23 protein-coding genes and 1 pseudogene are annotated in these 21,548 nt (G+C 68.9%); 13 read left to right on the top strand and 11 right to left on the bottom strand.

All coding sequences use genetic code 11. The features are described 5' to 3' along the window. The first annotated feature begins 5 nt into the window (after positions 1 to 5). The 5 genes from BLW75_RS02595 (at position 6) to BLW75_RS02615 (ending at position 6,154) form a co-directional block, all read left to right on the top strand. Entirely contained in the window at positions 6 to 890 is an 885-nt protein-coding gene (locus BLW75_RS02595) for a hypothetical protein (protein WP_034318895.1), read from the top strand. Continuing rightward, positions 887 to 1,993 carry an o-succinylbenzoate synthase gene (gene menC, locus BLW75_RS02600; RefSeq protein ID WP_034318893.1) on the top strand — a complete coding sequence of 369 codons (1,107 nt, stop codon included), beginning with the start codon at positions 887 to 889 and terminating at the stop codon, positions 1,991 to 1,993. Before BLW75_RS02595 ends, menC begins: the two co-directional genes overlap by 4 nt. Positions 1,994 to 2,069: 76 nt before the next feature. Then, positions 2,070 to 3,740, top strand: coding sequence for a PucR family transcriptional regulator (locus BLW75_RS02605; RefSeq protein ID WP_034318885.1), 1,671 nt, complete (start codon positions 2,070 to 2,072; stop codon positions 3,738 to 3,740). Between the two features lie 142 nt (positions 3,741 to 3,882). Next, a complete protein-coding gene (locus BLW75_RS02610) occupies positions 3,883 to 5,151 on the top strand; it encodes an MFS transporter (protein ID WP_034318882.1) in 1,269 nt (422 codons plus the stop codon). An 88-nt stretch (positions 5,152 to 5,239) separates the two neighbouring features. Beyond that, complete coding sequence (locus BLW75_RS02615; RefSeq protein WP_034318879.1) at positions 5,240 to 6,154, top strand: serine hydrolase; 915 nt, start codon at positions 5,240 to 5,242, stop codon at positions 6,152 to 6,154. Here BLW75_RS02615 and BLW75_RS02620 read toward each other — a convergent pair. Continuing rightward, entirely contained in the window at positions 6,123 to 6,317 is a 195-nt protein-coding gene (locus BLW75_RS02620) for a hypothetical protein (RefSeq protein ID WP_034318876.1), read from the bottom strand. The genes BLW75_RS02615 and BLW75_RS02620 overlap by 32 nt on opposite strands. A gap of 101 nt (positions 6,318 to 6,418) precedes the next feature. Between BLW75_RS02620 and BLW75_RS02625 the strand changes: the two genes are divergently transcribed. After that, the gene (locus tag BLW75_RS02625; protein WP_034318874.1) at positions 6,419 to 6,865 is read left to right on the top strand and encodes a VOC family protein; all 447 of its coding nucleotides are present in this window, start codon (positions 6,419 to 6,421) and stop codon (positions 6,863 to 6,865) included. Between the two features lie 115 nt (positions 6,866 to 6,980). Here the strand turns inward: BLW75_RS02625 and BLW75_RS02630 are convergent, their stop codons facing one another. Further along, the gene (locus BLW75_RS02630; RefSeq protein ID WP_034318872.1) at positions 6,981 to 7,628 is read right to left on the bottom strand and encodes a response regulator transcription factor; all 648 of its coding nucleotides are present in this window, start codon (positions 7,626 to 7,628) and stop codon (positions 6,981 to 6,983) included. Continuing rightward, positions 7,616 to 8,815, bottom strand: a complete 1,200-nt coding sequence (locus BLW75_RS02635; RefSeq protein ID WP_034318869.1) for a sensor histidine kinase — start codon at positions 8,813 to 8,815, stop codon at positions 7,616 to 7,618. The genes BLW75_RS02630 and BLW75_RS02635 overlap by 13 nt, the downstream gene beginning before the upstream one ends. 64 nt (positions 8,816 to 8,879) lie before the next feature. On the opposite strand from BLW75_RS02635, the pseudogene BLW75_RS44065 reads away from it, so the two are divergent. Then, positions 8,880 to 8,939 (top strand): annotated as a pseudogene (locus tag BLW75_RS44065) (putative quinol monooxygenase); the annotation flags it as partial. Between the two features lie 119 nt (positions 8,940 to 9,058). After that, the gene (locus BLW75_RS43365) at positions 9,059 to 9,232 is read left to right on the top strand and encodes a putative quinol monooxygenase (RefSeq protein WP_244175774.1); all 174 of its coding nucleotides are present in this window, start codon (positions 9,059 to 9,061) and stop codon (positions 9,230 to 9,232) included. Positions 9,233 to 9,333: 101 nt separating this feature from the next. Here BLW75_RS43365 and BLW75_RS02645 read toward each other — a convergent pair whose 3' ends face one another. After that, positions 9,334 to 10,185 (bottom strand): alpha/beta fold hydrolase, encoded by an 852-nt coding sequence (locus BLW75_RS02645; protein WP_091596631.1) that lies wholly within the window; start codon positions 10,183 to 10,185, stop codon positions 9,334 to 9,336. A 108-nt stretch (positions 10,186 to 10,293) separates the two neighbouring features. Between BLW75_RS02645 and BLW75_RS02650 the strand changes: the two genes are divergently transcribed. Both BLW75_RS02650 and BLW75_RS02655 read left to right on the top strand, forming a co-directional pair. Next, positions 10,294 to 11,211, top strand: coding sequence for an AurF N-oxygenase family protein (locus tag BLW75_RS02650; RefSeq protein WP_034318866.1), 918 nt, complete (start codon positions 10,294 to 10,296; stop codon positions 11,209 to 11,211). 1 nt (position 11,212) lies between these two features. Beyond that, on the top strand, positions 11,213 to 12,718 hold the full coding sequence (locus tag BLW75_RS02655) for an FAD-dependent oxidoreductase (protein ID WP_034318863.1): 1,506 nt from the start codon (positions 11,213 to 11,215) through the stop codon (positions 12,716 to 12,718). A gap of 8 nt (positions 12,719 to 12,726) precedes the next feature. On the opposite strand, the gene BLW75_RS02660 is transcribed toward BLW75_RS02655, so the two are convergent. The 7 genes from BLW75_RS02660 to BLW75_RS02690 form a co-directional block, all read right to left on the bottom strand. After that, a complete protein-coding gene (locus BLW75_RS02660) occupies positions 12,727 to 13,950 on the bottom strand; it encodes a cytochrome P450 family protein (protein WP_034318859.1) in 1,224 nt (407 codons plus the stop codon). Between the two features lie 91 nt (positions 13,951 to 14,041). Next, positions 14,042 to 14,995: a PDR/VanB family oxidoreductase gene (locus BLW75_RS02665; RefSeq protein WP_034318856.1), complete on the bottom strand. Its 954-nt coding sequence runs from the start codon at positions 14,993 to 14,995 to the stop codon at positions 14,042 to 14,044. A 14-nt stretch (positions 14,996 to 15,009) separates the two neighbouring features. Further along, entirely contained in the window at positions 15,010 to 15,759 is a 750-nt protein-coding gene (locus tag BLW75_RS02670; RefSeq protein WP_034318853.1) for an SDR family NAD(P)-dependent oxidoreductase, read from the bottom strand. Further along, complete coding sequence (locus tag BLW75_RS02675) at positions 15,756 to 16,250, bottom strand: aromatic-ring-hydroxylating dioxygenase subunit beta (protein ID WP_034318850.1); 495 nt, start codon at positions 16,248 to 16,250, stop codon at positions 15,756 to 15,758. Before BLW75_RS02675 ends, BLW75_RS02670 begins: the two co-directional genes overlap by 4 nt. Beyond that, positions 16,243 to 17,550 (bottom strand): aromatic ring-hydroxylating oxygenase subunit alpha, encoded by a 1,308-nt coding sequence (locus BLW75_RS02680; RefSeq protein WP_091596634.1) that lies wholly within the window; start codon positions 17,548 to 17,550, stop codon positions 16,243 to 16,245. Before BLW75_RS02680 ends, BLW75_RS02675 begins: the two co-directional genes overlap by 8 nt. Before the next feature lie 5 nt (positions 17,551 to 17,555). Beyond that, positions 17,556 to 17,927 (bottom strand): hypothetical protein, encoded by a 372-nt coding sequence (locus BLW75_RS02685; RefSeq protein WP_034318847.1) that lies wholly within the window; start codon positions 17,925 to 17,927, stop codon positions 17,556 to 17,558. Positions 17,928 to 17,961: 34 nt separating this feature from the next. Further along, complete coding sequence (locus BLW75_RS02690) at positions 17,962 to 19,101, bottom strand: acyl-CoA dehydrogenase family protein (protein ID WP_034318844.1); 1,140 nt, start codon at positions 19,099 to 19,101, stop codon at positions 17,962 to 17,964. Positions 19,102 to 19,260: 159 nt separating this feature from the next. Here BLW75_RS02690 and BLW75_RS02695 point away from each other — a divergent pair, with 159 nt between their 5' ends. The 3 genes from BLW75_RS02695 (at position 19,261) to BLW75_RS02705 (ending at position 21,507) form a co-directional block, all read left to right on the top strand. After that, positions 19,261 to 20,748, top strand: a complete 1,488-nt coding sequence (locus BLW75_RS02695; protein WP_034319077.1) for a PAS domain-containing sensor histidine kinase — start codon at positions 19,261 to 19,263, stop codon at positions 20,746 to 20,748. Positions 20,749 to 20,818: 70 nt separating this feature from the next. Further along, a complete protein-coding gene (locus tag BLW75_RS02700) occupies positions 20,819 to 21,319 on the top strand; it encodes a flavin reductase (protein ID WP_034318840.1) in 501 nt (166 codons plus the stop codon). Continuing rightward, positions 21,316 to 21,507 (top strand): hypothetical protein, encoded by a 192-nt coding sequence (locus tag BLW75_RS02705; RefSeq protein ID WP_241783926.1) that lies wholly within the window; start codon positions 21,316 to 21,318, stop codon positions 21,505 to 21,507. Before BLW75_RS02700 ends, BLW75_RS02705 begins: the two co-directional genes overlap by 4 nt. Positions 21,508 to 21,548 lie beyond the last annotated feature (41 nt).

Genomic DNA, 21,548 nt, shown 5'->3' on the forward strand with positions numbered 1-21,548 from the left:
GCCCCGTGACAAATCTTGCTACGAACGCGGAAAGCCCGGCGTCGGTGGCGGTGCGCGACGATGCTGTCGCCGCCGCGCGGGCCGCGGCCGTGGCTTCGGGCGTCGAAATCCGCGAACTGACCGAGATCGCCGAGCTGGCTGCGGTGGTCGGCCTGTTCGAGTCGATCTGGCGGTCCGGGCCGGGCGGCAGGCCGGTGAGCACGGAACTGCTTCGCGCGATGTCCACGGCCGGTAACTACGTCGCGGGCGCATTCGCGAACGGTGAACTGCTGGGTGCCTGTTTCGGTTTCTTCGGGAACCCAGGAAAGGCGAGCCTGCACAGCCATATCGCCGGCGTCGCGAAGGCGGGCGCGGGCCGCGGGATCGGGCACGCACTGAAGCTGCATCAGCGCGGGTGGGCACTGCTCCAGGACGTCTCGGTGATCACCTGGACGTTCGACCCGTTGGTGCGGCGCAACGCGTACTTCAACCTGGGCAAACTCGGCGCGCGCCCGATCGGTTACCTGCCCGACTTCTACGGGCCGATGGAGGACGACATCAACGGTTCGGGCGACACCGACCGGCTGATGGTCGGCTGGGATCTCCGGAGCCCGGAGGTCCGCGCCGCCGCCTTCGGCGAACCGGTCCTGATCGACGCGGAAGCACTGGGCGCGGCGAAGGCGCTCTCCGTCGACTCCGACGGCGGTCCGAGCATCGGATCCGCGGACGGGCCGACCGTGCTCGTCGCGGTCCCGCCCGACATCGAACGGTTGCGCCGCACCGACCCCGGTCGCGGCGACGCGTGGCGCGTCGCGCTGCGCGAAGTCCTCGGCGGACTGATGGCGGACAACGCCAAGGTCGCCGGTTTCGATCGTGCCGGCTGGTACGTGATCTCCAAGGAGCAGTCGTGAAACTCAGCGGTGTGGAACTGCGCCGGGTCCGGATGCCGCTCGTGGCCCCGTTCCGGACGTCGTTCGGGACGCAGTCCGAGCGGGAATTGCTGCTGGTCCGCGCGGTGACCCCGGCGGGCGAGGGCTGGGGCGAATGTGTCGCGATGGAGGCGCCGCTCTACTCGTCGGAGTACAACGACGCCGCCGAGCACGTGCTGCGGAACCATCTGATCCCCGCACTGCTGGCGGCCGAGGACGTGACCGCGCACAAGGTGACGCCGTTGCTGGCGAAGTTCAAGGGCCACCGGATGGCGAAGGGCGCGCTGGAGATGGCGGTCCTCGACGCCGAACTCCGCGCGCATGACCGGTCCTTCGCGGCCGAGCTGGGGTCCACTCGCGACTCCGTGGCCTGCGGGGTCTCGGTCGGGATCATGGACTCGATCCCGCACCTGCTCGACGTCGTCGGCGGCTACCTCGACGAGGGCTACGTCCGGATCAAGCTGAAGATCGAGCCCGGCTGGGACGTCGAGCCGGTCCGGCAGGTGCGTGAGCGCTTCGGTGACGACGTGCTGCTGCAGGTCGACGCGAACACCGCGTACACGCTGGGCGACGCGCCCCTGCTGTCCCGGCTCGACCCGTTCGACCTGCTGCTGATCGAGCAGCCGCTCGAAGAAGAGGACGTGCTCGGCCACGCCGAGCTGGCCAAGCGGATCCGGACGCCGATCTGCCTCGACGAGTCGATCGTCTCGGCCAAGGCCGCCGCGGACGCGATCAAGCTCGGCGCCTGCCAGATCGTCAACATCAAACCGGGCCGGGTCGGCGGATACCTCGAAGCCCGCCGGGTGCACGACGTCTGCGCGGCACACGGGATCGCGGTGTGGTGCGGCGGGATGATCGAGACCGGGCTCGGCCGGGCGGCCAACGTCGCACTGGCCTCGCTGCCCGGCTTCACGCTGCCGGGGGACACCTCGGCGTCCGGCCGGTTCTATCGCACCGACATCACCGAGCCGTTCGTGCTGGACGCCGGGCATCTGCCGGTGCCGACCGGGCCGGGCCTCGGGGTGACTCCGATTCCGGATCTTCTGGACGAGGTCACCACGGAGAAAGCGTGGATCGGTTCGTAGCTTTCTACGAATTCCGGGGTTAGATTTGGTCGGATCGAACCGGTCGGTTCGGCGAGATCGGGTTTAACTTCGGGGGGTGCTGACACCGGTGCCCAGCAAGCCGCATACGAGTTTGGGGCGCGTCCTCGAAGACCTCGGGGACGTGCTCCTGGAACCGGTCGCGGTCGGCCGGACCACCCGCAAGCAGCTCGGCGGGGTGGTCATCCACGATCCGCACGACGAATCCGACATCCCTGGCGGAGCCGTCGTGCTCGGCGTCGGGGTGCGGGAGCAGGACGAAGTCGTCCGCCTTCTGCACGACGTGGGTGCGAGGGGCGCGGCGGCGCTCGTCGTCCGCTCTCCCGTCACCCCGGCGCCGGAACTCCGGCGTGCCGCGGAGTCGTCCGGGGTGGCCCTGCTGGGGCTCGCGCGCGGCGCGTCCTGGGCGCAGCTCGCCGCCATGCTCAGGACGTTGCTCGCCGAAGAGGACGTCGGCGAGGTCTCGCCACAGACCCTCGGTGGAATGCCTTCGGGTGATCTCTTCGCACTGGCCAACGCGATCGCCGCGCTCATCGACGCGCCGGTGACCATCGAGGATCGCAACAACCGGATCCTCGCGTTCTCCGGGCGCCAGGACGAAGCGGACCCGTCCCGGGTGGAAACGATCCTCGGCCGGCAGGTGCCGGAGCGGTTCGCCCGCGGCCTCGAAAGGGACGGCGTCTTCGAGAAGCTGTACCGAGACCATGCGCCCGTGTACGTCGATCCGCAGCGGTACGACGACAGTGCCATCGCGCTGCCCCGGGTGGCGCTCGCCGTCCGCGCCGGCGACGAGGTGCTCGGATCGATCTGGGCTGCGGTGCGGGAACCGCTCAGTGACGAGCGGACCCAGGCGCTGATCGACGCCGCGAAGCTCGTCGCGTTGCACCTGCTCCGGCTGCGCGCCGGTGCCGACGTCGAACGGCGGCTGCGCGCGGATCTGGTGAGCACGGCACTCGAAGGAGGCTCCGGCGCACCGGAGGCCATCGCCCGGCTCGGGTTGCTCGGCCAGCCTTCGATCGTGCTCGCCATGGGACTGCTCGGCGCGCCCGACCCCGAGGACGATCTCCGGCTGGTCGCGGACCGCCAGCGGGTCGCCGACGCGCTGGCCATGCACCTGAGCGCCGTCCAGCCTCGTTCGGCCGTCGCGCTGGTCGGCGACGTCGCCTACGGCATCCTCCCGATGCCCGGCGGTCAGGCCGACTGCCAGGAGCGCTCGGTACGGGTCGCGTCGACCTTCCTGGAGCGGACGGGACGCCGGGCGGCCGCCGCGATCGGCATCGGACCGCTCGCGCTGGACGCGTCCGGTCTCCACGCCTCCCGCGACGGCGCGGACCGGGCGTTGCGCGTGCTGCTCACCAACGGCGGCGCGAAACGCGTCGCGACCGCCGAAGACGTCCATGTCGACGCGCTCATGCTGGAGCTGGCCGACCTCGCCGCGGCCAGAGGAGACGTCGCGACGGGACCGGTCGCGCGGTTGCTCGCCTACGACGCCCAGCACCAGTCGCAACTGGTGCACACCCTCCGGTGCTGGCTGGACGCGTTCGGCGACATCGGAGCCGCGTCCGCGTCGGCCTACGTCCATCCGAACACCTTCCGCTACCGGCTGCGGCGCCTGGCCGAAGTCGGCGAGATCGATCTCGACGACGCGGGCGAGCGGTTCGCCGCGATGCTGCAATTGCGGCTGCTGCCCCGTGACGCGCGGACCGGGCCGCCGGGCGCCGAAGACTGACCTTCGGTCTCCCGGCCCGAAACGACGGCCGATGTTCGTGTGATCGCACGAACTCCGCTCGGCGACCGCGTTTCAGAATGAGTGATCGGCGCCACGCTCGCGCCGTTCTCCCTTTCTCTTCCGAAGATCCCGCGGAGGCGCCATGACGGCAGTGGTCAATGAGGACACCTGGACAGCACGGCGGATCAACCGGACCGCGCTCATCACCATGGTGGTGATGGTGTTGGCGTGGGCGGTCGACTACATCGATCGGTTCTCGATCGGGATGGCGCTGCCGATGATCGGCGCCGAGTTCGAGCTCAGCAAGACCGAACAGGGCTGGCTCGTCACCGTGTTCGCGCTGGTGTACATGGTCTGCCAGATCCCGGCGGGCTTCCTCGCCGACCGGTACGGCTCGCGGGGGCCGATGCTGGTCACGCTGCTGCTCTGGTCGGCGTTCACCGCGATGACCGGGATGGCGGGCACCTTCGGCATGCTGCTCGTCGTCCGTGGCCTTTTCGGTGTGTGCCAAGGACTTTTCCCGGCGGCGTCGTTCAAGGCGATCGCCGAACGGACCACCCCCGGTAATCGCGCGACGGTGACCGGCGTGATGCTGTCCGCGGGCGGTATCGGCGCCGGCCTGGCGCCGCTGATCGTCGGCCCGCTGCTGATGGCGGTCGGCTGGCGGCACACGTTCTTCTGGATGGCGGGGGTCGGCGCGCTCATCGGCGTCGCGGTGTGGACGATCCTGCCCAAGGCACTGCCCGAAAGGCTGAGCAGCCTTCCGCGCGACGTGGTGAAAACCCCCGAGGTTTCCCGGAAACAAGTGCTGAAGTCCCCGGTGATCTGGAAGTTCACCCTGCTGTTCTGTGTCACCAACATGCTCAACTACGGGATGATCACCTGGGTGCCCAGCTATTTGCTGGAGTCGAGGGGGTTGTCGTTGAGCCAAACCGGGGTACTGGCCGCGATCCCGATGCTGGTCAGCATCGGCACGACCATCCTCGGCGGCTGGCTGTTCGACCGGTACTTCCACGATCACGGCCGCTGGTACCTCGGCTCGATCTCGCTGGTGACCGTGGTGCTGCTGACGTTGATGGTGAACGCGGACAGCACTACGGAGTTCACCGTCTACGAGACGCTCGCCCTCGCTGTCTTCGGCATGGCGACGATGGCCGTTTTCGGCCTGCCGCTGCGCGTACTGCCCACGGCGGTCACCGGGATCGGCATGGGGGTGATGAACTTCGGCGGTCAGGTGGCGGGCGCCGTCGCCCCGGTGGCGATGGGCTGGCTCGCCGACACTTTCTCCTACACCGCCGCGTTCGGTTTCCTCATCGGCACCACCTTCCTCACCGCCGTGATGGCGTTCTGGGTGCCGCAGAACCCGGCGCAGTTTTCGTTCGCTCCGGCGGAAACCAGCACCGGATCTTGACTGGCTCCGGTCATTCAACGCGTGGCGCGAAAGCCACTTTCGCGCCACGCGTCCTCAGCCCACTTCCCCTTGACCAGACAGGAGTCCCATGCCCACCGCGTCCGAAGTCAGCGAAACGATCAACGAACGAGCGAAAGAAGCAGGCGTCCGGGTCCGGCTGCACGCGGCCGAAATCGATGGCACCCGGCGGTTCGGGGTCGACGAGCACGCCCCCGTCGTCACCGCGTCGGTCTTCAAGGTCCCGATCGCGCTGGAACTGGCGAAGCAGGGCGCCGAGGGCGGGCTCGACCTCGGCGAGCGGATCACCGTCCCACCCGGACATCCCACGCCGAGCCCGTACGGCCTCGCCACCTTCCGTCACGAGATCTCGATGTCCTGGTACGACCTCGCGATCCTGATGATCGGGATCAGCGACAACGTCGCCACCGACCTGATCCTCGACCGCGTCGGGAAGGAATCGACGGAGAAAACCTTGCGCGGCCTCGGATTCGAGCACACCACTGTGCCACAGGACTGCGGCGAGACGCTCGGCGGCATCGGCGAGGACCTCGGGATCTCCTACGAGGACGACGAAAGACTGCTGACCGAACTCCCGATGGAGCGGATCGCCTCGTTGCGTGCGCTCCAGCCGGAACACAGTTGTGCCACGACCGCCGAAGAGATCACCCGGCTGCTCGGGATGATCTGGCGCGACGAGGCCGCGTCGCCGACCGCGTGCGCGGACGTCCGGCGCTGGCTGGAGCTCCAGGTATGGCCGCACCGGCTCCGGTCCGGGTTCCCGGACGACGGGATTCGTGTCAGCGGCAAGACCGGGACACTTCCGTCGGTGCGCAACGAGGCCGGCGTGGTCGAATATCCCGATGGCGGCCGGTATGCGGTGGGGGTTTTCACCGACGCCGTCGACGCGCGGTCACGCGTGCCGGAGCGGGACGCGTTCATCGGGTTCGCCGCGGCACAGGCCGTCGAATGGCTCAGGCTTTGCGCCGCGCGAGATGGCGCATGATCAAAAGCACGATGCACACGACCGCGACGGCGCCGGCGATCATGCGGAGGGTCCAGTCCAGTCCCGCGAACTGGCCGATCGAGTTGGTGGCCGCGCTGCCGAAGAGGACGAGCCAGAGGGAGGTGGTGATCAGTGCGCCGCCGCGCTTTTCGGTGTCGTTCATGAGGAAGACGCTATGGTTCGGCAGGGCGGGCGACCAGGGGAGTGGCCCCCGTCGCGAGGTGGTGCTGGCGCTACCCCGCCGAACGAAGGAGGAGCCTCAGCGTGGCGATCCAGCGGATGGACAACGTCCTCATCGTCGTCGAAGACCTTGACGCGGTCATCGCGTTCTTCGTCGAAATCGGGATGGAACTGGAGGGCAAGGGACCGCTCGACTGGCCGGGGGCGGAACGGGTCATCGGGCTCGAAGACGTCCGCCAGGACATCGCCATGCTGCGGATCCCGAACGGTCCCGGACGGATCGAGCTGGCGAAGTTCCACCGGCCGAAGGCCATCACGCCCGAACCGGAGGACGCTCCGGCGAACACGCTGGGCATCCGCCGCGTCATGTTCGCGGTCGACGACATCGAGGACGTCGTCGACCGCCTGCGTGCCCACGGCGCGGAACTCGTGGGTGAGCTGGCGCGGTACGAGGACATCTATCGGCTCTGCTACGTCCGCGGTCCGGAGGGCATCATCGTCGGGCTGGCGGAAGAGCTCGCCGCCTCGTGAGTGGCTTGTCCGAGTACGTGAAGGCCCCCTTCACTGCGCCTGGCGCAATGAAGGGGGCCTTCACGTACTCGCGCGGGCCAGAAGCGTCAGCGGTCGAGCCAGCCGTCCGAGGACCTCAGCCCTTGCCGCCCAAGTAAGCCAGTACCGCCAAGACCCGCCGGTGCCCGCTGTCCTCCGGCAACCCGAGTTTCGCGAAGATGTTCCGGATGTGCTTGTGCACCGCGCCGTCGCTCACCACCAGCAGTTCGGCGATGGTCGTGTTGTTGTAGCCCTCCGCCATCAGCCCGAGGACCTCCCGTTCCCGCGCGGTCAGCCCTTCGAGCGGGTCGGTCGCCCGGCGGTGCGCCATCAGCTGGGTGATGACCTCGGGGTCCATGGCCGTCCCGCCCTTGACGACCCGGTCCAGCGCGTCGAGGAACTTCTCGACCTTCCCGACCCGTTCCTTGAGCAGATACCCGACGGCGCCCTTGCCGTCGGCGAGGAGTTCCGCCGCGTAGCCGGTTTCGACGTGCGCGGACAGCACGAGCACGGGCAGCCCGGGGTACATCTTCCGCGCTTTGACGGCGGCGCGGAGACCTTCGTCGGTGTGGGTCGGCGGCAGCCGGACATCGGTGATGACCGCGTCGGGCCGGTCCTTGGTGACCAGTTCGAGGAACTCGTCGACGTCGTCCACGGCCGCGGTGACGTCGATGCCCGAGGTGTTCAGCAGCATGACCAGGCCTTCGCGCAGCAGCGCGTCGTCCTCGACGATCACGACCCGCATGGCAACTCCACTTTCAGTACGGTCGGCCCACCGGCGGGGCTGGACAGTTTCAAGATCCCGTCGAACGCCTCGGCCCGTTTGCGGATCCCGGACAGGCCGCTGCCCGCGGATTCGTCGGCGCCGCCGTGGCCGTCGTCGCGGATCTCGATGAGCAGGGTGTCGGCGGTGCCGTCGAGCGTGATCCACGCCTGTTCGGCACCGGAATGTTTGGTGATGTTGGCCAGCATCTCGGCGACCACGAAGTAGGCGGCCGCTTCGACGGCGGCGGGACGGCGGCTGCGGGTGCGAACGTCCACGGTGCACGGAACCGGGCAGCGATCGGCCAGCGCGGTGACCGCGCCGTCGAGACCGCGGTCGGTCAGCAGCGGCGGATAGATGCTGCGCACGACGGTCCGGAGTTCGGCCAGCGCGCCGGTCGCGGTGTCCTGCGCCTTGCCGAGCAGTTCCCTCGCTCGCTGCGGATCCTTGTCGAAAAGCGAATCGGCGATCCCCAATTGCAGGACCACGGCGGCGATCCTCGCCTGTGTGCCGTCGTGCAGGTCCCGTTCGAGACGACGGAGCTCGGCACCGTGCGCCTCCAGCGCGGCGGCGCGCGACGCGGCCAGTTCGACGACGCGGTCGGTCAGCACGACCCCGGGAGCGGGCGCGAGCAGCCTGCGCGCGATGGACGCCTGCCATCTGGCCACGCGGGGGAACAGGAAGATCAGCGCGATCATGCCGGCGCCGGTGACCGCGCTGAGCGCCGCCAGCGGCCACGACGTGACCATGAACCCGAGCGAGCTTTCCACTCCGCCGGGCACCGTCGGCCAGATGAACGCCGTGACGATCTGCCGGAGCCCGCCGAGCGGCAGCGCGATGGCGAAGATGCCGACGACGAAACCGGTGGCACCGTGGAAGAGGAGCCAGCCCAGGTCGCGGCGCGACGCCGGGTCCGTCACGGGGTTGCCGGACCGGTACGGCTCGGCGATCGGCTCACCCAGCAGGCGGGCTGCCCGGCGGCGTTCGAAGTTGACCGGGCGGCGAATCAGCTGGAGCGCGATCGGCAACGCCGGGATCCCGACGCCGAACGGGCACATCAGCAGCACGAACAGCATGCCGACGAGGACGAACCAGGCGACCATGGAGGAGGCCGCGCCGACCGCCAGGTACCGGATCGCGGACCAACAGGACTGGAGCCGCGTGATCACGGGGACAGTCTTTCATCGGCCTCGGAGCGGAGCGCGCGAAGGCCCGCTTTGCGATACTCGGGGCATGATCTTGATCGTCCTCAAAGCACGGATCCGTCCCGAGAAGCGCACCGAGTGGCTGGCCGGTATCGAGCGCTACACCCAGCAGGTGCGCAGCGAACCCGGGAACGTCTCGTTCGACTACTACCAGAACGCCGGTGACGAGAATACTACCAGAACGCCGGTGACGAGAACGAGTTCGTCCTGGTCGAGGTCTTCGCCGACAGCGCCGCGGGCGACGCGCACGTCGCCACGCAGCACGCCCAGGAGTTCTTCCCGTTCATGTCGACCGTCGTCGCGGAGAAACCGCGGATCAACTACCAGAACCTCGACGGCGACGCCTGGTCGGAGATGGCCGAGGTCACGCCGGTCGACTAGGCGGTGTCCGGTAAGTCTGTTCGATGGGTCGGCGCCGTCCGCCCGTGCCGTCAGGGGTCGCCTGGGCGCGGAGACCGCGGACATGACTTGCCGGACAGCGCCTAGGCCGCCTCCCTGGCGGTGCGGTCGATGATGGCGGCCAGCGTCGCCGCGGCTTCTTCGGGGACCCAATGGCTGACGCCGGTCAGGACTTCGAGCCGGTAGGCGGCGTCGACGTACTGGCCGGCGAGTTCGGCACTTCGCCGGGACAGGGCCGTGTCGCCGTCGCTCCAGACGTGCGTGGTCGGCACGGTGACCCGGGTGCGGAGGGCGGCCGGGTGCAGGAACGGCATCGCGCGGTACCAGTTCAGTCCCCCGGTGAGGGCTCCACCGCGGACGATGTCCCGGCGGACCTGCTCGATCTGGTCGGGGGTCATCCCGGTGCCGGTCAGCGTGCGGTCCAGTACGCGTGGCAGGCGCCGGAGGGCGAATTCCGGCAGCCAGGGGAGCTGGAACAGGAACATGTAGTACGACCGGACGAGCTGGTCGCTGGTCAGCATCGCGCGGAGGAACGCTCCGGGATGCGGGACCGACACGGTGGTCAGCGACCTGACCAGGTCCGGCCGTCGTGCCGCCGTCGACCAGGCGGCGATGGCACCCCAGTCATGCCCGACGAGATGGACCGGCCCGGCGCCGAGGGTCTCGATGAGGGCGACGGTGTCGGCCACGAGGCGGCCGGACCGGTAGGCGTAGCGGCCTCGTGGGCGCGCGCGAGGTGAGTAGCCGCGCTGGTCGGGCACGATCGTGCGGTATCCCCGCTGGTGGAGCAGGGTGGCGGTCTCTGTCCAAGAGGCGCCGGTCTGCGGGAAACCGTGCAGCAGGACGACGACGGTGCCGTCGAGCGGGCCGGTGTCCTGGACGTCGAAGATGAGTCCGTCATGGTCGAAGGTGGCGATGCGGCGGGGCGCGGTCATGGGCGGTTCCCCTTCTTTCGTGGACTGCTCCTATATGTTACCTTGAGTAACAGTGAATCGCGGTAACAGGTAGCCGCGCACTCTGTCGACGTCGTCAGGGAGGTCCGTATGACCAGCACCGATGTGCCACGCACCGCGGCAACGGCCGGGGCCGGCCGCCACGAGACCGCGCAGCGTCTCCTCGATTCGTCCGCGATGCTGTCCTACGATCCCGCCACCGAGGTGGACTGGGAGACGCCGCTGGACAAGAACTTCCACGGCGCCAGCCCGGAGTGGAGCACGCTCTACGGCACGAGCTACTGGGCCGAGATGAGCACGGAGCAGCAGAAGGAACTCACGCGCCAGGAAGCCGCTTCGGTCGCGAGCACCGGTATCTGGTTCGAGATGATCCTGCAGCAGATGGTGCTCCGCGACTTCTACGCCAAGGACCCGACCGACCCGGCCTTCCAGTGGGCGCTCACCGAGATCGCCGACGAATGCCGCCACTCGATCATGTTCGCCCGCGGCGCGGAGAAACTCGGCGCACCCCCGTACCGTCCGCGCAAGCTCGCCGTCGAACTCGGCCGGGTCTTCAAGGCGACGGCCAGCGGCGAAGCGGCGTACGCGGCCATTCTCGTCGCCGAAGAGGTCCTCGACGTGATGCAGCGTGACTGGATGCGTGACGAGCGGGTGGTCCCGTTCGTGCGCACCATCAACAACATCCACGTCGTCGAAGAGTCCCGGCACATGAAGTTCGCCCGTGAGGAGACGCGGGAGCAGCTGGAGGGCGCGGGTTTCGTGCGCCGCCGGATCAACGCGCTGGTCATCGCGATCGCGTCGTACTTCATCGTCAGCAGCATGATCAACCGCGACGTCTACAAGAACGCCGGGCTCGACACCAAGCGCGCCTTGCGTGAGGCGAAGGCCAACGAGCACCACAAGGCGATGATGCGGTCGAGCTGTGCGGGCCTGATGGAGTTCCTCGGCTCGTGCGGTCTGCTCACCCGCCCCGCGCTGGTGTTCTACAAGCGGGCGAACCTGATCTGACATGGCCTTCGCGATCACCCAGACCTGCTGCAACGACGCCACCTGCGTGTCGGTCTGCCCGGTCAACTGCATCCACCCGACGCCGGACGAGCCCGACTTCGGCACCACCGAGATGCTCTACGTCGATCCGGCCTCCTGCATCGACTGCGGAGCCTGCGCGGACGCCTGCCCGGTGGACGCGATCTTCCCCGCGGATCTGCTGACCGGATCGCTCAAGGTCTACGCGGGCATCAACGCGGACTTCTACGCCGACCGGGAGACCGTCTCTTCGGTGGATCCGGCGCCGAACTTCCACCGGTGGGCCCCGCCGACGTTCGACCGGGCCATCCCGAGCGATTTCGCGCCGCCCGACATCGCCGTCGTCGGCACCGGCCCGGCCGGGATGTACGCGGTGGAGGACCTGCTCCTCCACACGAACGCGCGAGTCACCCTGATCGACCGGCTACCGGTCGCGGGCGGGCTCGTCCGCTACGGCGTCGCCCCGGACCATCCCGCCACGAAGCGGATCGGCGAGACGTTCTCGCGTCTCCACGAGCATCCGCGGCTGCGGATGCGCCTGGGCACCGAGGTCGGCCGTGACGTGTCCGTGGACGAGCTCGCCGAGCGCCACGACGCGGTCGTTTACGCGGTCGGGGCCTCGTCCGCCCGCGGTCTCGGCCTCGAGGGCGAAGAACTGCCCGGCAGCATCGCCGCGACCACCGTCGTCGCCTGGTACAACGGTCATCCGGACGTGCCCGCGACCGCGGTGGACCTGTCCGCGGAACGAGTCGTGCTGGTCGGCACCGGGAACGTCGCGCTCGACGTCGCCCGGATTTTGACCGCGGACCCCGACGACCTCGCCGGGACCACGATCGCCCCGCACGCGCTGGAACGGTTGCGCAGCAGCAAGATCCGAGAAGTCGTGCTGCTCGCCCGGCGCGGGCCGGAGGACGCCGCCTACACCTCGCCGGAGCTGCTCGCGCTGGCGGGGCGCGCCGATGTGCCGCTCGTCGTCGACGCCGCGGACCCGCGCACCACGGCCGCGATCGACGCGGGCACCGGCAAAGCGGCGCTGCTGCGCGAACTCGGCCGTGAGACCGTCGACTGGACGGCTCCGCCGGGCTCGGACGGACGCCGGATCGTCTTGCGCTTCCACTCCGCGCCCACCGGGATCATCGGCGACACCCAGGTGCGGGGCCTTCGCGTCACGGGCCAGGACGAACCGGTCGAAATCGCGGCGGGTCAGGTCGTGCGCGCGGTCGGCTACCGGGGTGTTCCGGTGCCGGGTCTCCCGTTCGACGACGACCGCGGCACGATCCCGAACACCGCCGGCCGTGTCGACGGACTCAGCGGCGCCTACGTGGTCGGCTGGATCAAACGCGGTCCCTCGGGTGGTATCGGCGCGAACCGCACTTGTGCGCGGGAGACCGTGGCGACACTGCTGGAGGACATCACGTCCGGCAGGTTGCCGGTGCGGGAGCGACGGTCGCCGGTGGCCGCGCTGGCCGCACGGTTCCGGCGGCGCTGACCTCGGCGTTACGACGACGACACCGGCCGGTTCAGCAGGACCGGCAGGACGCGATGCCCGTTGGAGATGAACGAGTCGAGGTGCCGCATCGCGTCGGGAGAGGTCGCGAGGGCCATGTCCGGGAAGCGCGCGAACAAGGCCGGAAGGGCGATGGCGGCCTCCAGCCGGGCCAGCGGAGCGCCGATGCAGTAGTGCGCGCCGTAGCCGAACGCGACGTGCGCTTTGTCGGCGCGGGTGACGTCGAACGCGTCGGCGTCGTCCCCGTGCACCGCCGGGTCGCGTCCCGCGGCGGCGTAGCCGGCCAGAATCGCGTCGCCCTGCCGGATGACGACATCGGCGACGGTGATGTCCTCGACGGCGTAGCGCAGCGGAAGATTGGCCACGGGTGCTTGCCAGCGCAGCGTTTCCTCGATGGCGTCGGCCCACGAGACCTCGCCGCCGCGGATCATGGCGAGCTGGCCGGGATGGGTCAGCAGAGCGGTGATGGCCTGGTCGAGCAGGTTCACGGTGGTCTCGTGGCCCGCCGAAATGAACAGGATCAGGGTGTCGATGAGTTCGGTTTCGTCCAGCCGGGCGCCGTCGTCCCGCGCGGCGATAAGCGCGGTGGTGAGGTCTTCGCCGGGGTTCGCCCGCTTCTCGGCGACGAGGTCGGTGAAGATCGAGTGGATGTCTTGGTAGGCGGCCAGCATCGCCTCTTGGCTCGCCGAGGTCCGGAAGAAGACGTCGACGGAGTGGCGCAGTCTGCCGCGCGCGGAGTCCGGTACGCCGAACAGGTGGCAGATCACTTCGATGGGCACCGGATAGGCGAAATTCTCCCGCAGGTCAACGGGTTCGCCTTCGGGCAGGGCTTCGAGACCGGTCAGGAGGCCATCGACGATCCGGGTGATCCACGGTTCCAGCGTGGCGATCCGGCGTGCCGTGAAGGCCTGTGTCACGAGTGAACGCAGCCTTTTGTGGTCGGCGCCGTAAGCGGTGAACATGTTCCGCACCGAGACCCACACCAGCAACGGCCAGTCCGCGCTGACGTCGGCCAGCGCCGGCCAGTGCTGACGCGCGTCTTTGGACACGCGCGGGTCACTGAGCAGGTCGCGCAGCAGTTCCTGACCCGTGACCGACCAGGCCACCACACCGCCCGGTAACTCCACCCGGGTGATCGGGCCACGCTCGCGCAAGCGCTCGTTCTCGGCGTGGATGTCGTGGCCGTGCGGATCCAGCACCAGGGGACGCGTCACCGGGGATCACCCTTTCTCGGCGGAGCGGACCGAATCCACCCTGCCAGCGGAGCGGTCGCCCGGCTATTCGCCATTAGGTGACGAGTTGCGCTCAGTACAGCTCGATGACGAGCCTGTCGGTGAGCGCGCGCGAGACGCAAAGCGCCATCTGGCTTTCACGATCGGCGGCGGTCAGGCAGTTGTCCCGATGGTCCGGCGTGCCCTCCAGCACGCCGGACACACACGAGCCGCAAATGCCTTCCTCGCAGGACTTGAACACTTCGACGCCGTGGTCCTCGAGGACCGCCAGGATCGATTTCCCGGCCGGTACCTCGAATTCCTCTCCGGTGTCGAGTTCGACGGTGAGCGGCCGGTCGGCCGACGTGTCCACCTCGGCGGCTTCGAAATGCTCGACATGCACGTGGTCCGCGCCGACGACCGGGCCGAGCACGTCACCGACCTGTCGCATGAAACCGTCCGGGCCACAGGTGTAGACATGGGCCGACGGCGTCAGCCCCTCGGCGATCGTCCGCAGGACGGCGGGCTGCCGGCCGCGGGGGACGCCGAAATGCGGCCGGATCCGGTCGGCGAACTCGACGCGGTCTTCGAGTAGTTCCACGAACGCCGCGGTTTCGCGGGAGCGGGCGAAATAGTGCAGCTCGAATGCGCTGCCCCGGCTGTAGAGCTCGTAAGACATCGACAGCAGCGGAGTGATGCCGATACCGCCTGCGACGAGGACGTGCCGGTCCGCGTCTTCGGCGACCTTCAGCAGATTGCGCGGTTCACTGATCTTCAGGTGATCACCGACCGAAACCTCGTGCATGGCCACGGATCCCCCGCGCGAGTCCGGTTCCCGTTTGACGGCGATGAGGATCGAACGCGGGTCGTCGGGGGCGCCGCACAGCGAATACTGTCGCAGCACCCCCGTCGGGCCGACCACGTCGACGTGCGCCCCCGCCCGGTACCGGACGCGCAGCGGCTCGTCGTCCTGCCGGACCAGCCGCAGGGTACGGATCTCCGGCGTCTCTTCGGTGATTTCGACGACGCGGAAGAGGACGTTCGTCATCTGGGAGCTCCTGGTCAGCGCATGAACAGGCCGCCGTTCGCGTCCCAGCAGGCGCCGGTGACGGAGGCGGCTTCGGGGGAGGCGAGCAACGCCACCATTTCGGCGATGAACGTCATGCTGCCCAGCCGCCCCACCGGGATCCCGGCCTTCAGCCGGTCGAGGTTCTCCTCGCCGACGAGCCGGTGGACCATGGGACTGTCCTGCGGGCCGGGGGAGACCGCGTTCACGGTGACGCCCCTGGCGGCGAGCTCGCGGGCGAACACCTTGGTCGCCGTAAGGACCGCGCCTTTGGACGACGCGTAGTGCCCGCCGGTCGTGGTGCCGCCGTTCTGCCCGGCCAGGGAAGCCATGTTGACGATCCGGCCGTAGCCCGCTTCGGCCATGTGCGCGCCGAACAGCTGGCAGGCGTGGAAGGTGCCGTTGAAGTTCACCGCCATCACCTCGTCGAGCTCCTGCGGCGTGATCTCCAGCAACGGCCGCGCTTGGGTGCGCGCGGCGTTGTTGACCAGCACCTGGACTCCGCCGAAGTCACCGAGCACGGACGCGAGCAGCTGGTCGATGTCGGGACGGCTGGCGACGTCGACGCGGTAGCTCTGGGCGTGCGTCCCGCTCCGGTCCAGTTCGGTCGCGAGGCGTTTTGCGGCCGCTTCGTCGAGGTCGGCGATCGCCACCCGATGGCCACCGCTGTGCAGGCGCCGCGTGATCTGCTCGCCCAGCCCGGTCGCCCCGCCGGTGACCACGGCGACCGGCGCGGTGCCGCTCACAGCAGGAATCCCGCGGCGGGAACGGCTTCGTCGGCGTTGACCAGACGGACGACCTTGCGGGCGAAGCGATCCTCGTCGCCACTGGCGCCGAGGCGGACGACGTAATCGACGTCCGCGGCCCACAGGTCGTGGCGGCCGCGCTTGTACGCCACGATGATCTGGGCGGCCTTGAGCGTGACGGACCGGTCGTCGACGGCGCCGGGGAGGAAGCGCGAGACGGTCCGCACGGTGATCGCCGAGTCGACCGCGGCGAGCGCGTAGCCCTCGGTCATCCGCCGCACGCGCAGCCCGCGCATCCGGGCGTCGTCGTGGACCATGTTGAGGACGTCGTCGAAGTCCTCTGCGTCGCGCTCGATCGGGATGATGTACATCCCGTCGTCGGCGTAAAGCCGTTGCCAGGTTTCGTATTCCTTGGCGTCCAGCAGCGCGGCCTCACGCCAGGCCAGCTCGATCGCGCGGACCACCCGCGGATCGGTGAGGGTCTCAGTCATCGCTCATCATCCGCTTCCATTGGGCGTACGCCGCCCGCATTCCGGTCTCGTCGGTGACGTGGCTGGTCGGCCAGCCCTCGGGAGAGGGCTTTTCGCGGCCGAGACCGCGGTTGACCATGATCGGCATCTCGGGTGCGCCCTGGGCGCCGCGCTGGACCCGGTCCCAGCCTTCGGAGTCGTCCGGCGTGCCGAAACCGAACGGGCCCTGGAAATGCTCGTGGGCGCGCAACCGCTCCCGGTTGACCGGTCCGGCGATCTCGGGCGGGCCGTCACTGCCGAGCGCGACGTGTTCGATGACGGTCTCGTCGACGCTGATCGGCCGCAGCACCCGGAAGAACGAGATCGACATCGACACGTTGGGGAACAGGTTGAGGTTGAACCCGGTGCCGTGCACGGCACGGACGAGCCTCCGGACTTCGGCTTCGTCCGCTCCGGCGGCTTCCAGTTGGGCGACCAGTCCGTCGAACCGAGGTTGGAGCGGCTCGCTACCGTCGTCCGCCTCCAGATCGGAGTGCTCGGGGACCATCTGCATCACCGAGTGGCCATTGCCGAGGTCGTGGGTGACCGCCGTCGGGTCGGTCATGAACGACATCATCTCGGCGGTTTCGGCGTCGACCGACGCCATCCAGGAGCGGTGCACGATGGGGAAGTGGTACCCGTCGGTGGTGTTCTCCAGCTGGATCTTCCAGTTGCCGCGGTAGGTGAACCGGTGGGTGCCGAGCACCTTCACCGGGTAGCCGCCGCCCTGCGCCATGAAGCGGTCGATCCACGGTTTGACGTCGCCGAGGAAATCGGCCAGCGGTTCGGCGTCGGCGTTCAAGGTCGCGAAGATCATCCCGCCGTAGGACTCGGTGCGCAGGGTCTTCAGGCCGAGGTCGGCCTTGTCCATGACGCCCTCGTACCCGTCGGGGTACGGGATGCCGCGCAGTTTGCCGTCCAGGCCGTAGGACCAGGCGTGGTACGGACAGGTGAACCCGTTGGCGTGGCCCGTTTTCTTCTCGCAGAGTGACGCGCCCCGGTGGCGGCAGCGGTTCACGAGCGTGCGGATCTCGCCCTTGCGGTCCTTGGTCACGATGACCGGATGCCGTCCGACGTGGGTCGATTTGAAGCTGCCCGCCTTGGGCAGTTCCGATTCGTGCGCGACCCAGATCCAGGAGCGCTCGAAGATCTTCGTCATCTCCTGGTCGAAGACGGCCGGGTCGGTGTACATCCGGCCGGCGACCCGGTCGCCGAGGACGAGGTCCGCGGGCGGCAGGTCATACACGGTCGCTGCGGTGAACGCTGTGCTCTCGGTGGCCATCGCGATCAGCCCCGGTATTCGCGCGGGGTGAGGGCGCGGCCGATACGCGCTTCGATCTTGGCATACTTCCACAGCTTCCACGGGCTGTCGCCGACCGGCGTGGAGCGCAGGAAGTCGCACGCCTGCTTGACGGTTTCCTGCGTGTCGACGTCGCAGAGCAGGTAACACGTCCACGGCCAGCCGTCGGACGGGCCGACCATATGCGAGTCGTCGTCGATGTCGCCGATGAAGTCCACGCCGGGAAGGCACTTGATGCCGTCCATCAGTGCGACGAAAGCGGTCCAGACGTCGCCCGCGGCGACGCCGCCGTCCGGAAGGTCGAAGAAGTTCTGGTTGATACCGATGCAGAACAGCACGCGCAGCGGGGTATCGCTCATGGTGGGGGTCCAACTCCTCGTCGGTCGGTGGGGGTCACTGGAAGCCGGGAACGGTGGGCGGATGCCCCATCAGCACGGCACCCGCGGCGTCGTACATGGCCGGACCCAGGAAGGCGTGCTGCTGGGGGACCAGGGCGTCGCCGAGCAGCCACTGCAGCGGGTGGTCGTTGCCGATGGCGCCGGTACCGGACAGGGCGATGACCCGGTTGACGGTCTCCGCGGCGGTCCTCGCGAGGTGCGTCGAGGCGAGGCGGAGATGCGCGTTCTGCTCCGGCGTCACGGGGTCGCCGTCCAGCACCGTTTGCCATGCCTCGTCGGTGACCTCGTAGAAGTACGCGCGCGCCGAGCGCATCGTCGCCTCGGCTTCGGCGAGGCCCGTCCGGTAGTAGGCGCGGTCGGCGAGTTTCGGCGCGCCCGTGACACCAGAACGGCCGCTCCCGACCTCGGTCGCGAAGTCGAGCGCCGCGCGGGCGACTCCCGCGCCGACGACCGCCAACACCTGGGAGGCGTAGGCGAGCGTGGGGTAGCGGTACAACGGTTCGTCGATCGTGGGTTCACCGCCGCGGATGAACGTCCATTCGCGGGGAACCTCGACCTTGTCGACGACGAGGTCGAAGGAACCGGTGCCCTTCATCCCGACGACGTCCCACTCCTGGATGATCTCGACCTGCTCCGGCCGCAGGAGCGCGGTGCGCGGCTTTCCGGCGGTCGTGTCGTCACCGGGGATCCCCACGCCGAGGACGTCCGCGCCCATACAGCCGCTCGCGAACTTCCAGCGTCCGTCGACCAGGAAGCCGGACGCGGTGGGTTCGGCCCGCTGCACGGGGAAGAGGCCGCCGGCGAAGCACACGTCCGGCCCTTCGGCGTACAGCTCGGCCTGCGTCTCGACGGGCAACGCCGCGAGATAGACCAGCGCGGAACCGAAGCTGGCCACCCAGCCGGTGGAGCCGTCGACGACGGAGATCCGCTCCACGATCCGGAGGAAGTCGGCAGGGGGAAGGGGCGCACCGCCGAACCGTTCGGGTGTCGCGGAGCGATAGATGCCCGCTTCCTTGAGCCGGGAGACGAAGTCGCGGGACACATACCGCTGGTCGCGGAACTCCTGACGGCGCTCGAGGAGTTTGGCCAGGACATCCTCGAGCGTCGTGGCCGGGCTCTCCTTGATCTGGGCCATCGGGCGCTCCTCGCGTCGTAGGGAAGGTGTCTCCGACGCTAGGGATCACCGCCGCGCGTGGCCATTGGTCATTGCCTGCCGGTGGCGGGGGAATCCCACGCAGGGCGGTAGGGGAAATCCTTACCGGGCCGCCCGATGGCGAACTCCTATGCTGAGGCCGTGCAGGTCGATCCGATCGCGCCCGAGCTGGCCACCGGCGACTTCGTGGCGATGATGAACGCCTCGAAGGTGTGCGTGCTCGTCCACGACGCGGCGACCAAGAACATCCTGTGGGCCAATCCCGCCGCGTGCGAGATGCTCGAATTCAGCCTTTCGGAGCTGCGCCCGCTCAAGGCCGACCACATGAGCAGTTCCGCGCAGCAGTACGACCGCGTCATCGGGCGTGCCTGGCTCCAGGCCGCGGTCGACCACGGTTCGAGCCGCATCGTGTGGCACTACCGGAGCAAATCCGGCCGCGTGATCCCCACCGACGCGGTGGCCATCCGGGTCGAGCTGGAGCGGGGACCCGCGGTGATGGTCCAGTTCCGCGACATCCAGCGCGCCGAGGAGGTCGAACGGGAGCTGAAGCTGACGACGTCGTACGTCGACGCGCTGGCGCGGCACACCTCGACCGTGGCGTTCATGCTCGACGCCGCCGGAGCGGTGCGGTTCGCCACGGACAGCGCGCTGACCTTCCTCGGCCTGACCGGTGACGACGATCGAGTGGCCGGGGAGCCGCTGACCGCGTACGCGCGGCTGCATCTGGGCGGCAGGCCGGTGCGCTGGACCGAGGTGGTGGCCGGCGCGGATCCGGTCGGGCCGGTGCAGCTGGAGTTGCCGGGGGAGAACGCGACCTGGCTGGAAGGGAGCCTGGAGCGGCTGTCGGAGTCCGAGGTCGACGCGTATCTGATGATCCTGCACGACGTCTCCGAGCGGGTGCGTGGCGAAGCGCGGCGAGAGCTGGAACTGCGGCACGAGAACTATCTGGCCCGCTACAACGCCATGGGGGACATGGCGATGGCGATCGCGCACGAACTCGGCCAGCCGCTGGCCGCCGCCGCGAACTTCATCGCGGGCATCCGCGCGCGTGCCGCCACGATGGCGACCGGCGGCGACGTCCGGGAGCAGATGGGCTACGGCCTGGACAGCGTCGCCCGCCAGATCGACCGGGCGAAGGAGATCGTCGGTTCACTGCGGTCCTTCGTCGGGCATCTGGAACAGGTCGAGCAGATGGTCGACCTGAACGAGATCGTCCGGGAGTGCCTGTACTTCATCGAGCTGAGCGCCGCGCCGCACGCCGTGGACGTCCAGATCCGGCTCGATCCGGCGCCTGTGCCGGTGCGGTGCGAACGCGTCCTCACCGGTCAGGTGGTGATGAACCTGTGCCTCAACGCGATCGACGAGACCGCGGAATGCGAACCCGTGCGACGGCGGATCACGGTGGGCACCCGCGCCAAGGAGGGCGTCGGCGTCCTCACCGTCGACGATCACGGCCGCGGTATCGCCAGAGACCCGTTCGCCGAGTCGTTCACCAGCAAACCCGGCGGCAGCGGTATCGGGCTGGCGCTGAGCCATCGCATCATCACCCGGCAGCACGGAAGCATCTGGGCCGAGCGGCGTGAAGGCGGTGGCTCCCGGTTCGGGTTCGCGCTGCCGCTGGCCACGTAAGGGAAATCCTCAGGCGGCGCGGTGGAACTCGGGATATCGCCGGTTTCGGCCACGGCTCTAGCGTCGAGGTATGCCCGATGAGCTGACCACCACCCAGCGACGGTTTCGCGCGGCGATGGCGAACCTTTCGACGGCTGTCAACATCGTCACCACCGACGGCGTCAGCGGCCGCGCCGGCATCACGGTGAGCGCGGTGTGCTCGGTCACCGACACGCCACCGACCCTGCTGGTGTGCGTCAACCAGTCGAGCTACACGCACGACATCTTCCGTACCAACGGGCGGATGGCCATCAACGTCCTGGCGCCCCAGCACAAGGACCTCGCCCTGCAGTTCGCCGGTGCGACGGACGTGCCGATGCTCGACCGGTTCCGGTTCGAGGTCTGGGATCACGACCGGTTCCGCATCCCCGTCGTCCGCGACGCGGCCGCCGTCCTCATCGGAGAGGTCGGCGCCGAGTTCACCCAGGGCACCCACACCGTGCTCTTCGTCGAGGTCGAGGACGTCTTCGTGAACGAGGACGCCGGCGGGCTCGCCTACTTCCGGCGCGAATTCCACCGGATCGCGCCATGAGCGAGCGCACCACTTTGATGTGTTACAACGACACCCACGGATACGGCTGGCGCCATGTGGACCTGTTCGTGCACGACGCCGAGGGCCGTGAGCTGGACTGGGTCCACTGGCAGGCACCGGCCGACGGCCCCGACGCCGCCGACGAGGTGACCGCGCGGGTCGAGCCCCTGTTGAGGCGTACCTCGTAGTGGCGGCACGGGGTGAGCGCCGGCGGTGTGGACTACTGGGA

The organism is Amycolatopsis lurida (assembly GCF_900105055.1).
In the GTDB taxonomy this organism is placed as follows: domain Bacteria; phylum Actinomycetota; class Actinomycetes; order Mycobacteriales; family Pseudonocardiaceae; genus Amycolatopsis; species Amycolatopsis lurida.

What these genes read in the sequence shown, in the direction of transcription:
- BLW75_RS02690 (WP_034318844.1), bottom strand. Translation starts at nt 19,101, where the DNA reads ATGGCCCAGATCAAGGAGAGCCCGGCCACGACGCTCGAGGATGTCCTG.
- BLW75_RS02705 (WP_241783926.1), top strand. Translation starts at nt 21,316, where the DNA reads ATGAGCGAGCGCACCACTTTGATGTGTTACAACGACACCCACGGATAC.
- BLW75_RS02675 (WP_034318850.1), bottom strand. Translation starts at nt 16,250, where the DNA reads ATGACTGAGACCCTCACCGATCCGCGGGTGGTCCGCGCGATCGAGCTG.
- BLW75_RS02615 (WP_034318879.1), top strand. Translation starts at nt 5,240, where the DNA reads ATGCCCACCGCGTCCGAAGTCAGCGAAACGATCAACGAACGAGCGAAA.
- BLW75_RS02610 (WP_034318882.1), top strand. Translation starts at nt 3,883, where the DNA reads ATGACGGCAGTGGTCAATGAGGACACCTGGACAGCACGGCGGATCAAC.
- BLW75_RS02665 (WP_034318856.1), bottom strand. Translation starts at nt 14,995, where the DNA reads ATGACGAACGTCCTCTTCCGCGTCGTCGAAATCACCGAAGAGACGCCG.
- BLW75_RS02700 (WP_034318840.1), top strand. Translation starts at nt 20,819, where the DNA reads ATGCCCGATGAGCTGACCACCACCCAGCGACGGTTTCGCGCGGCGATG.
- BLW75_RS02645 (WP_091596631.1), bottom strand. Translation starts at nt 10,185, where the DNA reads ATGACCGCGCCCCGCCGCATCGCCACCTTCGACCATGACGGACTCATC.
- BLW75_RS02655 (WP_034318863.1), top strand. Translation starts at nt 11,213, where the DNA reads ATGGCCTTCGCGATCACCCAGACCTGCTGCAACGACGCCACCTGCGTG.
- BLW75_RS02650 (WP_034318866.1), top strand. Translation starts at nt 10,294, where the DNA reads ATGACCAGCACCGATGTGCCACGCACCGCGGCAACGGCCGGGGCCGGC.
- BLW75_RS02630 (WP_034318872.1), bottom strand. Translation starts at nt 7,628, where the DNA reads ATGCGGGTCGTGATCGTCGAGGACGACGCGCTGCTGCGCGAAGGCCTG.
- BLW75_RS02680 (WP_091596634.1), bottom strand. Translation starts at nt 17,550, where the DNA reads ATGGCCACCGAGAGCACAGCGTTCACCGCAGCGACCGTGTATGACCTG.
- BLW75_RS02620 (WP_034318876.1), bottom strand. Translation starts at nt 6,317, where the DNA reads ATGAACGACACCGAAAAGCGCGGCGGCGCACTGATCACCACCTCCCTC.
- BLW75_RS02685 (WP_034318847.1), bottom strand. Translation starts at nt 17,927, where the DNA reads ATGAGCGATACCCCGCTGCGCGTGCTGTTCTGCATCGGTATCAACCAG.